Origin of the sequence: Photobacterium marinum (genome assembly GCF_000331515.1) — a bacterium.
GTDB lineage: Bacteria > Pseudomonadota > Gammaproteobacteria > Enterobacterales > Vibrionaceae > Photobacterium > Photobacterium marinum.
In genome coordinates this window covers 80181-93936 of the sequence record NZ_AMZO01000003.1, presented here as the reverse complement: position 1 = coordinate 93936, position 13756 = coordinate 80181, and the positions used below count along the sequence as shown (strand labels likewise).

Below are 13756 nucleotides of genomic sequence, written 5' to 3'. Positions count from 1 at the left end.
CTGACTTGCTGAGTAACAAGAGCACTCACATTATCATTATTAAATTAAATTGATTGCACCTTAAATCATAATTGTTAATTTTATCATGTTTTTTTGAGTAATTTGATTGGTGAGTAAATGCTCTAAAATCATCATGAAAAGAATAGATTTGATTTTATATTGATCAGTTTCAAAAATTGAACTGCAAAGGTGATTTTGACCGCAAAAAAATAGCGGTGTTAATTGATGAAATTATCATGTAAAGATGATTATTTTATTACTTTCTAATATTCTTTTATTCGAATAAAGATGCTCTGATGATTTACTGACAACAAAAGATTAGTGTTGCAGTAATGGTTTGAAGCTTTGGTTTTGTAATTGATAGTGTATTTTATAAAAGTACTACGAATGTTTTTTAAACTAATAGGTCAAAAATAATATTGTGATAATTGTACTAAATAACAACTTGAATTGGTTCCATATGGTTTTTCTATCAATATTGTTGTTTCTATATTATGAACCAAGTCAAAAGTCATTTATTTAAGTAAAACCCTCTGTGCGGATAATTGTGAATGAGTTCAACTTTGAGTTTGAGACTAATGGAATAATGTTCCTTTATTGTAATTCATCATGACTCAAAAAATTACGCAAATAAAAGCATAGTAGAATCAGAAATATACCGTCTTTTTTATCACCGCCACGAAATCAGCAGCTTTAATTATCATACAACACAAGTGTTATGTTATATCATAAGGTTATATCTGTTTCATATGTTTGGCGGCTTATACTGTTGTATTCAGAATATAAGAAGCGAATGAAAAGCTGAGTGCATTTTTACGCATCGCTCAGTTTTAATGTATTCATTTTGTGGACACTTGAAGTGTAAAGAGAGTTGTATCTCAATTCCGTTTCTTCTTCTCTTGGCATGATCGACTAATGTTAGTCGGATAAGTTGATATTCAGAGAAAATGTTATAGCTTTGGATGAAGTTAGGCATCAAAGTTCATTTAATGATGAAGGATCACTTATTTAAATTTGCTTACAAATAAACAATTTCATATGCGCGGGCGGAATTTGAGGTGTGATCTGACAATCAGACGAGTAGTCACTCTGGAGGGAGAGAATTAATGGAGATGGATTGGGCTAGCGGAATCTTGAGTATCGACTCTTTCTTTTCTGTGACTTTGGGGATTATCGTTCTGTTTGTCGGACGAAGGTTGAACCACATGTTTACGCCTTTACGAGAGTTCAGCATTCCTGAACCTGTCACCGGCGGAATTTTGTTTTCTGTTTTAATTGCTTTGGTTTTTATTGCTACAGGTGTTGAAGTTGAGTTTAACCTTATGGCGCGTGATGTGTTGCTGGTTTACTTCTTCACTACGATTGGCATAAACGCCAGCTTCAAAGATTTGCTCAAGGGCGGTGTACCGCTCATTATCCTGCTTGCCATTACTATCGGCTATGTGATTGTCCAGAACCTGACTGGTATCAGTGTTGCAGCGTTATTCGGGCTGGATACACCTGTGGGTATGTTGGGCGGGAGTGTTTCCCTGATTGGTGGTCACGGAACGGCTATTGCCTGGGCTCCACGGATATCTGAAGGTTTTGGTGTTACAAATGCGATGGAGATTGGGATCGCCTGCGCCACTTTCGGTTTGATACTGGCTAGCTTGATGGGCGGGCCAATTGCCAAGTTCCTCATCAATCGCTATGACCTTAAACCCGATCATAAAGAAGAGCTGGATGTTGGGGTTTCAGAGGAAGCTGAAGAGGGGAAAATCACCGGCTTTGATTTTCTGGACGCTATTTTGGCAATCCATATCTGCATGATACTCGGTTTCATTATTAATGAGTCTATAGAAGATATTGTACAACTGCCTCTTTTCGTTACCTGCTTGTTCGCCGGGATTTTGATCACCAATTTGATTCCTGATTCATACCCTCGGATTTCCGGTACAAAGTGGCCATCACGCAAGCCTGCTGTAGCATTAATCGCAGATATTTCACTGGGTACATTTCTGGCGATGTCGTTGATGAGTATGCAGCTCTGGACATTGGTGGATCTGGCCGGACCGATTTTTGCCATTTTAGGCGCACAGTTTGTTGTCGCTGTTTTGGTTAATCTTTTTATTGTTTTCCCTGCGATGGGGCGGGGGTACGATGCAGCTGTGGTTTGCTCGGGCTTTGGCGGAATCTCACTGGGCTCAACACCAACAGCGATGGCCAACATGTCTGCGGTTTCCCAGCGTTACGGTAATTCACACCTAGCATTTATTATTGTGCCGCTGGTGTGCGCATTCTTTATCGATTTGGTTAATGCCTTGGTGATTCCTTATTTTCTGAATAATTTCTGACGTTTTACGCCAAAGAGCTAGGAAAAATTCCTAGCTCTTTTAGGATAATTGCCAATTTTATCAATACCTTATTTTACCTACCATTGATGCTCTAGCAAATATTGGGTCAAAACTGTATCAGCTAAAGAGTGTCGCTAATAACAGGCGAGCTTGTGAGGCAGTAAGACACTGACCTCATGCCTTTTTGACATTTGTGGTCAGTATTTTTAGGAAGGTAAAATAGTGACCACGTTAAGTTCCCCGTGTTTTTTCCTTATGCACAATGTTATTCAAGACTATGCGTGGGGAAGTACTACATCGATTGAGTCTCTGTTCGGTATCGCAAACCCGGAGGGCAACCCTCAGGCTGAAATCTGGATGGGGGCGCACCCTAACGGTTGTTCTCAAATCGACGTAGCCGGCAATGAAAGCCGTCTGGCTGATTTCATTGATGGTGATAAGGCGGCTATTTTGGGTGAAGCCACTGAAAAGCAGTTTGGTGAATTGCCTTATCTGTTTAAAGTTCTGGCTGCTGAAAAAGCGTTATCAATTCAGGTTCACCCAAGCAAGGCACAGGCTGAAGTCGGTTTTGCTAAAGAGGAAGAAGCCGGAATCCCTCTTAGTGCCGGTCATCGTAACTACAAAGATCCTAACCATAAACCTGAGCTGGTTTATGCGTTGACGCCTTATCAGGCAATGAATGGTTTCCGTGAATTTGCTGACATCGTCAGCCTGTTCCGCGCTCTGGAAATTTCCGAACTACAAGATTTGGTTTCTGCACTTGAAGCTGATCAGAACGAGCAAGGTCTGCGCTGTTTCTTTGAAGCGATGTTGTCACTGCAGGGTGAAGTGAAAGATGCCGCACTTAAAGGCTTGCTGACTTATGCTGAATACCATAAGTCAGATGAACTGTTTGCACTGATTCTGGAGCTATCAGAGCAGTACCCGGGTGACATTGGTCTGTTTTCTCCGTTAATGCTGAACGTTCTGACGCTTCAGCCGGGTGAAGCAATGTTCCTCGACGCTTGTACACCTCATGCTTACATCAAAGGTACAGGTCTGGAGATCATGGCAAACTCAGACAACGTTCTTCGTGCTGGTTTAACACCAAAGCATATGGATGTTGCTGAGCTGGTGGCGAATACTCGTTTCGTTCCAATGCCGGCAGGTACTTTGCTGCTTGCACCAGAACAGTCTGAGGACGGTCTGCATTATCCGATCCCTGTGCCTGACTTTAAGTTCAGCGTATATAGCAAGGTCCAGGAGACTGAGCTGAAACCGGCAAGTGCAGAAATTTTGCTGGCTGTTGATGCCCCACTGACGGTGGCTCATGCTAACGGTGAAGTTTTGACGTTGGAAAAAGGCGAATCCGTGTTTATTCCTGCTTATGCGGGTAGTTATAAAGCAAGCACTGCTGGTCGTTTTGCCCGCGCCTATAACTAATGAATTAAGTTTGCGGTTGTATGCTTGACTCTGTTTGTTGCAACGGCATGACTGATCGGCGATCCTGACAGCTAAGGAGATCATCATGTTTCAGAAAGAACACTTAGTGAAACTGGCTAATGTCAGGATGCCATTTGGTAAATACAGTGGTAGGGCGATTATTGACTTGCCTGAAGAATATTTACTGTGGTTTCAGAAGAAAGGTTTCCCGGAAGGGGAGTTGGGAACGCTGATGGCGCTGGCACTTGAATTCAAAATTGAAGGCTTGGAGTCGGTGATCAGGCCGTTAAAGCGTCCTGAGTCCTGAAATATCAGAGTCGACAGAATGTTAAGTGGAAAGGGGGGGAGAATCATTGATTCTCCCCCCCTTTTTGTATTATTTGCTCAGGTAAGCATAGCCTGTTGTGAAGGCTGCTTCCTGGAACTGACGCAGGCCAGTTGCTCGGAAGTCGATTGCCAGCGGGTTACGCTTCAGCTTTTGTTTGATTTCTGAGTTTGAGATGAAATCAACATAGATGTCATCAATTAGCTGGATAGCTGCTTCCAGTTTGAAACCAACCGCGCTGCCTGCAAATTTGCCGCGAGTTTCACGAGTGCGGATCACTACGCGATCAACTTTGTAATCTTCAAGCAGTTTTTTGAACGCAAACTGGAAATCTCGCATCTCAACGTTGTCGAGAGAATCTTTCATGATGAACTTTTGAGTTCGGCACTCAGGGATATCAAATAACCCGTTCGACATAGAAAGTAGGCAGATAACCGCTTCGTTGCTTCGTAGCTCAACAGCACAAATTTTCATGTAAACACCTAGATATTTTGTTAGCGCTACATTGTAGGCTAAAACTGTGTTCTGTGTCAGATTTTTAACTTTATCTTTCGTATGAAAAATCGTTAATCGATATACAGAAGCTGTTCCTGTTGAAGATGAGCTTCAATATCTCGTGCACACATCGGCTCGCAAAGAAAGTGGCCCTGTAAAAGTGCATTTGGGATTGAACTGAGTCGCTTGAGTTGTCCTTCGTTTTCAATACCTTCAATGACAACCTCTGCACCAATGTTTTTAGCGAGGAAAGCCACAGAGGAAATAATCTGGAAGTTATTATTCTTTCTGCTCATCTCAATAACATAGCGACTGTCGATTTTTATCTGCTTTATCGGCAGATCGCTCAGCATTGTTAGGCATGTGTATCCTGCACCAAAGTCATCAACACACAGAGTCAGCCCTAATTTATACAGTGAAGTCATCGTTGCTTTGGCTGTTTGAATATCTCTCATCATCGCACTTTCGGTGATTTCCAGTACGACATGTCCGGGATCGACATCGAAACGCTCTAAACGTGCTTGGATATATTCAACTAACTGGTTGTCTCCCAGATCATGGGCTGACAAGTTGAGTTGAAGTCGTGGCGAGAAACCTTGTTCTTGCCACCGTGAAAGCTGCTGAAATGACTGATGGATCACTAGCTTTGAAATTGCCGAAACCAGTCCGGCTTTTTCAGCCACAGGGATGAATAGAGAGGGTGATATATATCTTCCGTCCGGTTGTTGCCAACGTATCAAGGCCTCGACACTGTATATTTCTTTAGTGCCGGGAATGTAGATTGGTTGGAAATGCAGCGAGAATTCTTTTTTTTCTATCGCATTTCGGATCTTATCGATTAGCTGCATGTGCTGCTTAGAACTTGGTTGGTAACTGGCGGAGTAATAGCAGAAGCTGTAATGGCTTTTCTTCGCTTCGTACATAGCCAGGTCAGCACATTTTATGAGTTCGGTAATTGAGCTGGATTGAGAGGGGTAGCAGGCAATACCAATACTCATGTCGACGTGTACGACGGTTCCCCGAACCAGAAACTTATGTCTGATGCTGTTTTGCAGCTGTTTGATGCAGTTATCTATTTCCTGGGCATCAGCGTAAGGGAGAATGATGGCAAACTCATCACCGCCAAGGCGGATAAGTTCTGCTTTTGAGGGAAGATTAGCCAGCATGCGTGTTGCAAGAGCTTTGAGTAAGGCATCTCCGGCCAGGTGACCAAAAGCATCATTAATGGGTTTGAATTTATCGAGGTCGAGCAGCATCAAAGCAAACGGACATGCATCCGTCATTTTGCTTTTCATGCTTTGAAGCATGAATTTCCTATTTTTCAAACCGGTAAGGGCATCATGCAGCCCACAGTAATGTTCTTTAACTGCGGCTTGCTGATATTTGTTGATGCTTCGCAGGCTTAGATTAGTGATGAGGTGGACATAGAAACTGCCGAACAGGAACACCGGAGCGATTAACAGTTCAATATGATCAAAGGGCAGCTTAATCAGAAAATAGGTGTAGCAGCAGTAAGCAAGAACAAAAAGAGAAGTCATTACGGCTACAATGCGCCAGCCAATACGTTGGTCTTTCTTACAGATAGATAATGTCGGCCTTATGGCATGGATCATTACGACTGTACCCAGAATGACTAATAGTGGCGCAATGTTCTGCATTGTCTGGTCTCTTTTATATTATATTCAAGGATATATCTGGCCGGAGAGCTCTATTTGAGTCAGAAAGAGCCGCATATCAAACTCGATTTGATGGTAGTCCGGCTCCATATGGCAACACAGTGTGTAGTAAGCTTGCAAAAAATATCAGACAAATTCCATGATAAAATCACAACAAACTCATTTTTAACAACAGCTTAACTTGATTTATATCAAGCTGAACACCATCTGTTTAACTTTGTCATATTTTTTTGTTTCTAACCGTACAAACCAGTAACAAAATCATAAAAATGTCATCGGTTGCTGTGGCTCATGCTCTTCTGCTGGCAAGTCACAAATAAATTATACAGCTGATGCTCTGGTATTGTGATGCTCTGGTATCGTAACTTTAAAGGGGACAGAAATGAGGTAGAGTAATTAACCAAATCTAGCCCATAGCATTAGGTAAAGTAGGGCAAAACTTAGATAAGAGAGAGTCAAGACGTGTCCCTACTACTTTTTTCTTTCGGGCCATACGCATGTGTATTAATATGAAAGCTTTAGTACTAGTGGATGGTTAAGCGCTAATGTATACGATACCTATAATGGACAATATCAGGCGAGAATATGAAGAGTTCCAGTTAAGGACTATTGAGTTTGAGCATTTAGGGCTGTACTCGAATGAAAGTGAACTTTTTGCAGTAGTAAAATATAGTAATGAAGCGGAAAGAGAGCTGCTCGAACGAACATATGAAGAATTTCGTGCTTTAGCATCCCCACCATTTAGTATTGTTAATTGTCTCGATAATTCAATGAAAAAAGTCCCCTTAAGGACAGTCAATGAACGCATAAGGCAAAACGGTGAAGGTTATACACATAACGAAGCCGCGCAAGTTTTAAACCTTCATATACCCAAAAAGTACCATCCATTCCATTTTGACTTTAAATGGGGAACAAATATATTCAAATTAACAGTTCGTAGAGAGTTAAGTGTTGACGAGAAGTCAGAAATACAGCTCATTTGTGAAGCTGCTGGTTTCGAAGGTTATGATTATCAATTTGAAGTTGATTCCGACATTAAGGATTATCCTGGGGTGATAGATTTCAAACCCAATGTTAGTAACAACCTAATTCTGATAAGCAGTGGGTTAGTTTCAAACCAATATTCAACAATAGTACTCGAACAATTGGAAGAAGATGAGGATTTTTGGTTAACAAATAGATACAAAGTGTTTAGTGGTGAAATTGAAGGGCGGAGCAGTCTACTTCCTGAAGGATTTAGAAGCAGCCATCAATCTTGCTTTGTTGATGCAAGTGTTTTCCCTAGGCAAAATTTAAGAAATTACTTGACGTTGTACAGACAGGTAATTATCGCTCTGCCAATGAGTGGAATGTCCAATAGTAATAGTTTTTTTAATTCATTTCAGATCTCTAAGTTTGAAATGCAAGAGCTAATTTCTCGAGGAAGGTTAAGATTTGTTGTTCCACAGTCAATCGTTCGGTATGACAATCAATTGATGTCGGATATCTTGTCTGTAGATAGAAATGCTCTAATATTTTCAAGGAGACTTGCTGCTAGTACATTAAATGGTATTCAGAAGCGAACTAGATTTCTAGGGTATTCTTTTTCTGGAGATGCTCAACAAGAATTTATAAGGCCTTTGGTATCATCCTCGAACCCAACGCTTCGTCACTTAGCTAAACTTGTGGCACGACAATGGGCAGATTTTGAATATGTTATTAATAGAGAAGGCGCTACAAGTGTGTATAAAGCTGGATTAGCAGGTTTTGCAACATTGCTAGCAAGTGGCGATTCTGCACGTTTAGCTCCAGAAATACACACGGCAGCTTCAAGTTTTGAGTTCTCTCAAGGGTTAGGGGCTCATCATGTTCCTTTTGACTCTGAAAAATATTCTGAAATTAATTCATGTCAGTTGGTTACATCGCTATATAATGGTGTAAAGCCAGTCTCCGATGGGTTAATGGAATCACAATTAGAGACTCTGCTTGGCGCGATTTTAGCTGTTAACAATGATATGAGTATATTATCATTGGATGATGAGTTGTCCGAAATTCATGATGATCGAATAGCTGACATCATAGCTCGTTACTCTAGCCTAACGTCTGAAGAGTTAGAAAAAGAGTTATATGTAATTAATAAGCAGATTAGATCTATTGAACGCTCGGAAGACAAACTCTCTAGATTTGATTTAAAAGGCTTTTTACCTGCGTTAGTAGGTGCAGGTGCTGCATTAGGCCTTTTCGGGCCTCAAGGAGCAGTTGTCGGTGGATTGGTGCCATTTGGTGTTTGGTTGCTTAATTACCTATGTGTGAATGCAAGTTCTGTAAGTAATAGTCACATATTTACGAAGTTAAACTCAATTAACCATGGGGCTAGTGAAGATATTGTTTTACTGCACAACTATCAGAAAACATTTAAGTCTTTATCCAACTAGTAGTAAACTGCGCTCATATATAGAGCGCAGATCTATGCCAGAACTTGCTTTGCACACTGATGGTAAAAAGTCAGTTAGGTTTAATAGTAAGCTATGAAGAGTAGTTATACTAAATGATAATGGGGGCTTTGTTGATCAAATCCTAAAGCAAACGGATCAAGCCACATTAAGTAGCTAATTATTTAATTCGCTGAGTTTCAGGCATACCTAGCCCTGTTAATTTGTTCAACGCACGGACGGCAGCAAGGGCTTTGAAGTGGTCAACTAAAATTGGCCACGGTTTTAGAGTCATCCCAGAACAACCGTTCTGATTCATTTGGTGTCAGACCACCGTTATATTGATGTGGCCTGATCTCGCTGTAATATCCTGTGATGTACTTCGTAATGAAACGCTGTGCCTGAGCAAAACTCTCATAGCCTATTGATGGTACCCATTCCGTTTTTAAGCTTCGAAAGAAGCGCTCCATCGGGCTATTATCCCAACAGTTTCCTCGACGGCTCATGCTTTGCTCAATCTGATATCGCCAGAGTAATTGTCGAAATTTCAAACTGGTATAATGCGAGCCTTGATCACTATGGAACATTACATTTTGCGGTTTTCCTCTGGCTTCAAAAGCCATCGATAGAGCTTTGGCTGTTAAATTAGTATCCGGTGATAGTGACATTGCCCAACCGACGGGTTTTCTTGCAAAAAGGTCGATAACAACGGCTAAATAAGCCCAGCGCGTTCCAACCCAAATATACGTGACATCACCGCACCAGACTTGGTTCGGCTCCGTCACGGCGAACTGGCGGTCTAATTTATTAGCTACTTCAACGTGTTCTTGAGTAGCTTTCTTGTAAGCATGCTTAGGCAACTGACAGCTTATTAAGCCAAGCTTTTTCATTAACTTACTAGCACGATAACGGCTCAGTGGTATTCCTTTTGCCGTAACGATCTCTGCAATAGTCCGAGCCCCCGCGGAGCCATTACTGATGCGGTACGCGGCTTTAACTTCGCTACATAACTCGACGAAATCAGAATTAATCGCCTTGGGGCGGCCAGACCAATATTTGTAACTGCTTCGATGGATGCTGAATACATCACAAAGTGTAGATACACTGTGGCTCTGCTTGAGTTTCTCGACTAGCGAGAATTGTTCAGCGAGTCGGACATCAAGAGAGCGGTAGCCTAATGGGATGGTCTGCTCCCCCCGAACTTCTTATGCTGAATGTAGGGCTGATGAAGGAGATATATTATGACCAACTCAAACGTGTACATTTATGGTATCGACCTGGGCAAAAACTGTTTTCACATTATTGCGATGGATAAACAGGGACACATTCTCTCCAGACAAAAGCTAACTCGAAGCCAAATGAAAAAGTTTGTCATCAATACGCCGCCAACAACCGTGTGTTTTGAAGCATGCCCTGGCTCTCAGTATTGGGGGCGCATGTTTGCTGATGCCGGCTTTGAAGTGAAGATAATCCCGGCACAGTTTGTAAAACCTTACTTGAAATCAAATAAGAACGACTTCAATGACGCCGCTGCGATTGCCGAAGCTGGTAGTCGTGGCTCTATGCGCTGTGTGCCATTAAAAACTGATGAACAGCTTGCGTTGCAGGCAACACACCGAGTCCGACAGAGATTTATTACGGAACGAACAGCTGTTGTTAATCAGATGCGCGCACTTTTGTTGGAATACGGTATAACAGTACCTGTAGGACGGAAGGTATTTGAACGAGCCCTTCCAAGTATTTTGGAAGATGCTGACAATGGATTGCCAGATTTCATGCGTGCCTTAGTTTTTCGTTTACGAGAACGCTGGCAGTACCTTGATGTTCAGATAGACGAGATGAGTGAATTATTGAAGCAGGCAGCAATCGCCTCCGAACAATGCAAGTTGATAAGCACAGTACCCGGCATCGGCCCAATCGTATCAACGGCTTTGATTGCGGCTGTTGGCAGCGGAAACCAGTTCAAACGAGCAAGGGATATGTCAGCCTGGTTGGGTTTGGTACCGAAGCAATATTCGACCGGAGGAAAGTCTAACCTCGGGAGCATCAGTAAACGAGGTAACACCTACTTACGAACGCTGGTTATCCAAGGAGCAAAAGCATTGAAAATTCACATGAATCGAGAGCAGTCTTCTCTTGGGAAGTGGATTGGCAGACTGGAGGCCTCACATCATCACCATGTGGTTCTTATTGCGTTGGCAAACAAACTCATTCGTATCTGCTGGAAAGTATTAACCTCTGGCCGAGAATATCAGGCATACCCGAGCGCTGTATAAAGCATCCACTACAACAATAGCTATCCTATGTTTTGCGGAAGAAAACTGATGAAAGAAGCGTTAATCCCACATCACTGAAGCCTGGCTAAAAAAGCAGTCTATCGTGACTGAAAGCTTTATTAGGACGGTGATGTGCGGATCCCATCAAGGCCAGAGTACAAAGATTGCTCGCGAATAGGCCGGATACATTGACGCAAACGACTTCTGGAATCGAACTTCTCTTGCAATTCAGGAGCAGACCATACATTTTTTAATATTTCATTATGTTCTTCGAGGCGAGCCAGTTTCTTCTTCAACTCTCGGATCTCGATTTGCTCTGCTGTCATCGGAGAAGCTTTAGGTGAAATGCCTTGCCGCTCTTCTTTGAGTTGGCGAACCCACTTATCCATGGTGGATTTACCTACATTCATTGCCTTGGCTGCTTCAGCTACTGAGTAGCTCTGGTCAAGAACTAATTGCGCGGCTTCAAGTTTAAATTCGGGGCTAAATGTTCTTCTGGTACGTTTAGTCATTGTGTCACCTGTTAACTTCCGAGGTGATGATATCACCTCTAATCAGGTGGCCAAATTAACTATGCCACTTCACTTCACCGACCTGAGCGTTGTAATCCCGCAAGCTTAAAGCAGGCCCAAGTAGTCGCTTGTATCTAGACATGGCCGTTTCGGATATCGATCTATCGTGGTAACCACTGGTCTTTTTCCAGTGCTCGTTATTACCATGGATACGCTGGTTTGCTACAGCACAGTTTCTCGGATGGCCGTGCTCCCAATAGGCAGCACCGGCTCGGGGAGGAATGAGTGGTTGTGCCTTTTTCCGTTTGATGGCTTGATAGCACAGCCTGGTGTCATAGGCTCCGTCGCCTGATATCGCTTTAATTTTTCGGTATGTCTGATTCAACAATGTGGGCATTGTTTCACCATCAGTCACCGTAGACAAGGAAAGCTCAGCGCAAACAATTTGATGAGTATCAGCATCAACGGCGAGATGGAGCTTTCGCCAAACACGACGTCGCTCTTTGCCATGTTTCTTCATTTTCCACTCGCCTTCACCAAAGACTTTTAGGCCAGTGGCATCAATGGCAAGGTGACGAATTTCCCCCCGAGCAGGCATCTTGATGGATACATCGACCGTTTTGGCTCGTTTACTAATACTGGTGTAATGAGGGCAAGTGAGTGGTACTTTCATCAGAGAAAACACTGAGTCCATAAAGCCTTGGACGGCGCGAAGCGACAGGTTAAACAGCCGCTTTACCATTAGTGTTGTCGTGATAGCTGTGTCCGAATACAAGTTGCTGCGGCCACGATTGCCATGATGTTCAGAGCATATCCAGGAGCTAATCGCTTCCTCATCGATCCAAAACGTCAGTGAGCCTCGATTAATCAATGCTTGGTTGTACTCTTTCCAGTTGCTTGTTCGATAAACGGCTTGTTCCATGGAAAAGACCTGTCTGAGATAGCTCTTCGATCAGATCATTGAGGATAGAAAAAGTTCACTTTGATTTGTTCAACAAAGCCGATAATGGGGCAAAAGCGTGCCAGGATGATTGACTGGCACGGAAGTGGACAAAAGGTTGTCAGTGGCTTTGCTAATTTAGCAGTTCACGAATTACTTTGATTATGGGCAACCTCCATTCTCGTGACCCAATTAGTCATACCGCTACATACCGTAGTATATTTATGACAGACGTAATAGTTTTATATAGAGGAAGCTGGCATCCTATCAATGATAAGCAACATGATGGATACTAGAGGCAGAGCCAATGGGAAAAGGGAACTTTTTAATCTTTGCTACGGTTATTGGTGGAGTGATTGTTTATGGGATGGGATTGGCTGAAAAAGATAAAACATCTAACAAAGTAAATGAATGGGATAACCAGATAGAGTTGCTGTGGGAAAATAGATCAAGCCAAATCAATCTTGGTGACTACCCAAACATCAACAAAAAAAACTGGTGTGGCCTATACTTTGGTAATAAAAGCACACCCGAACAAGATGACTTTGAGCAATACTTAAAAAAGTATAAAAGTAACACTCTCTCAAATACACAAGGACTTCCTGATGCTGACTTATATGGCAACCTTGATGGCTATAAAAAACTATCTTGCATGGAGCCAGATAATCAAGTCTTCATAGACAAAATTGCTTATTACGAAAGCAAGATTAAATCTAAAAACAATAAAAATATAGAACGCAGTAAATCGGCGTGGTCATATCGAGTTTCAACTGATGAAATGACTCAGGAGAAAAGTATTTACTTGAGTTCTAGAGTTGGTACAACAATAAAACCAATGTCATTTCCATACACTGGCACGGAAAGTGCTATCTACTTTGGTTGCAACAGTAAAAGTAAGTGGGCATATTTTTGGTTTAGTAATCAACCTAACATAAGAAACGACCAAACTAAAAGTGGCTATAGCCTTTCAAAGTCAAGAATTAGCTTTGACGATGAGCTAGAAAACATAACAATGACCCAAGAGTGGGGAAGCAAATTCATGCATGTTAGATACCCTGACTGGCTTTCTAAGAAGCTGACAGGAAAGGATATTGTAAAACTTGAGCTAGATTGGCACGGTGAGGGTCGTGCCATATTTTCGTATGATGTTCAGGGATTTAAGCCATTATATTCTGACTTTGTTAAAGAATGTTCAACTCTCTGATTAGAAAGCTAAACAGTACTTAAAAACATGAATTGTACTAACTCATACACCATCTGGCAGTTTTGGTGGCTCTACTTAACCAGAACGTACAATCTGAGCTTTAGCGTCACCCAAATCACTTTAGGAAATTCTGAATTAGCAACTATTGATAGCTCGATTAAG

9 protein-coding genes and 3 pseudogenes are annotated in these 13756 nt (G+C 42.0%); 6 read left to right on the top strand and 6 right to left on the bottom strand.

The features are described from left to right. The first annotated feature begins 1112 nt into the window (after positions 1-1112). From gltS to C942_RS03730, 3 genes are all read left to right on the top strand, one after another. On the top strand, positions 1113-2333 hold the full coding sequence (gene gltS / locus C942_RS03740) for a sodium/glutamate symporter (RefSeq protein ID WP_036798711.1): 1221 nt from the start codon (positions 1113-1115) through the stop codon (positions 2331-2333). 255 nt (positions 2334-2588) lie between these two features. After that, the gene (manA, locus tag C942_RS03735; protein ID WP_007462627.1) at positions 2589-3755 is read left to right on the top strand and encodes a mannose-6-phosphate isomerase, class I; all 1167 of its coding nucleotides are present in this window, start codon (positions 2589-2591) and stop codon (positions 3753-3755) included. 85 nt (positions 3756-3840) lie between these two features. Next, on the top strand, positions 3841-4062 hold the full coding sequence (locus tag C942_RS03730; protein ID WP_007462624.1) for a DUF3820 family protein: 222 nt from the start codon (positions 3841-3843) through the stop codon (positions 4060-4062). 69 nt (positions 4063-4131) lie between these two features. Here the strand turns inward: C942_RS03730 and C942_RS03725 are convergent, their stop codons facing one another. From C942_RS03725 to C942_RS25430, 3 genes and pseudogenes are all read right to left on the bottom strand, one after another. Further along, positions 4132-4554 carry a DUF3010 family protein gene (locus C942_RS03725; protein WP_007462622.1) on the bottom strand — a complete coding sequence of 141 codons (423 nt, stop codon included), beginning with the start codon at positions 4552-4554 and terminating at the stop codon, positions 4132-4134. A gap of 92 nt (positions 4555-4646) precedes the next feature. Continuing rightward, the gene (locus C942_RS03720; RefSeq protein ID WP_007462620.1) at positions 4647-6233 is read right to left on the bottom strand and encodes a putative bifunctional diguanylate cyclase/phosphodiesterase; all 1587 of its coding nucleotides are present in this window, start codon (positions 6231-6233) and stop codon (positions 4647-4649) included. Positions 6234-6257: 24 nt separating this feature from the next. Next, positions 6258-6368, bottom strand: a pseudogene (locus C942_RS25430) (metal-dependent hydrolase); the annotation flags it as partial. A gap of 428 nt (positions 6369-6796) precedes the next feature. On the opposite strand from C942_RS25430, the gene C942_RS03715 reads away from it, so the two are divergent. Continuing rightward, a complete protein-coding gene (locus C942_RS03715) occupies positions 6797-8665 on the top strand; it encodes a hypothetical protein (RefSeq protein WP_007462616.1) in 1869 nt (622 codons plus the stop codon). A gap of 260 nt (positions 8666-8925) precedes the next feature. Here C942_RS03715 and C942_RS03710 read toward each other — a convergent pair. Beyond that, positions 8926-9837: pseudogene (locus C942_RS03710) on the bottom strand (IS3 family transposase); the annotation flags it as partial. A gap of 66 nt (positions 9838-9903) precedes the next feature. Here C942_RS03710 and C942_RS03705 point away from each other — a divergent pair. Further along, positions 9904-10938, top strand: a complete 1035-nt coding sequence (locus tag C942_RS03705; protein ID WP_007462611.1) for an IS110 family RNA-guided transposase — start codon at positions 9904-9906, stop codon at positions 10936-10938. Between the two features lie 188 nt (positions 10939-11126). Here the strand turns inward: C942_RS03705 and C942_RS03700 are convergent. Both C942_RS03700 and C942_RS03695 read right to left on the bottom strand, forming a co-directional pair. Continuing rightward, positions 11127-11450: pseudogene (locus C942_RS03700) on the bottom strand (transposase); the annotation flags it as partial. Positions 11451-11505: 55 nt separating this feature from the next. Next, positions 11506-12372 (bottom strand): IS5 family transposase, encoded by an 867-nt coding sequence (locus C942_RS03695; RefSeq protein ID WP_007462606.1) that lies wholly within the window; start codon positions 12370-12372, stop codon positions 11506-11508. 325 nt (positions 12373-12697) lie between these two features. On the opposite strand from C942_RS03695, the gene C942_RS03690 reads away from it, so the two are divergent. Continuing rightward, positions 12698-13594, top strand: coding sequence for a hypothetical protein (locus tag C942_RS03690; RefSeq protein WP_007462605.1), 897 nt, complete (start codon positions 12698-12700; stop codon positions 13592-13594). The last annotated feature ends 162 nt before the right edge of the window (positions 13595-13756 follow it).

Bases quoted from the DNA above. Each gene is read 5' to 3' on its own strand.
- gltS (WP_036798711.1), top strand. From the start codon at position 1,113: ATGGATTGGGCTAGCGGAATCTTGAGTATCGACTCTTTCTTTTCTGTG.
- manA (WP_007462627.1), top strand. From the start codon at position 2,589: ATGCACAATGTTATTCAAGACTATGCGTGGGGAAGTACTACATCGATT.
- C942_RS03730 (WP_007462624.1), top strand. From the start codon at position 3,841: ATGTTTCAGAAAGAACACTTAGTGAAACTGGCTAATGTCAGGATGCCA.
- C942_RS03725 (WP_007462622.1), bottom strand. From the start codon at position 4,554: ATGAAAATTTGTGCTGTTGAGCTACGAAGCAACGAAGCGGTTATCTGC.
- C942_RS03720 (WP_007462620.1), bottom strand. From the start codon at position 6,233: ATGCAGAACATTGCGCCACTATTAGTCATTCTGGGTACAGTCGTAATG.
- C942_RS03715 (WP_007462616.1), top strand. From the start codon at position 6,797: ATGTATACGATACCTATAATGGACAATATCAGGCGAGAATATGAAGAG.
- C942_RS03705 (WP_007462611.1), top strand. From the start codon at position 9,904: ATGACCAACTCAAACGTGTACATTTATGGTATCGACCTGGGCAAAAAC.
- C942_RS03695 (WP_007462606.1), bottom strand. From the start codon at position 12,372: ATGGAACAAGCCGTTTATCGAACAAGCAACTGGAAAGAGTACAACCAA.
- C942_RS03690 (WP_007462605.1), top strand. From the start codon at position 12,698: ATGGGAAAAGGGAACTTTTTAATCTTTGCTACGGTTATTGGTGGAGTG.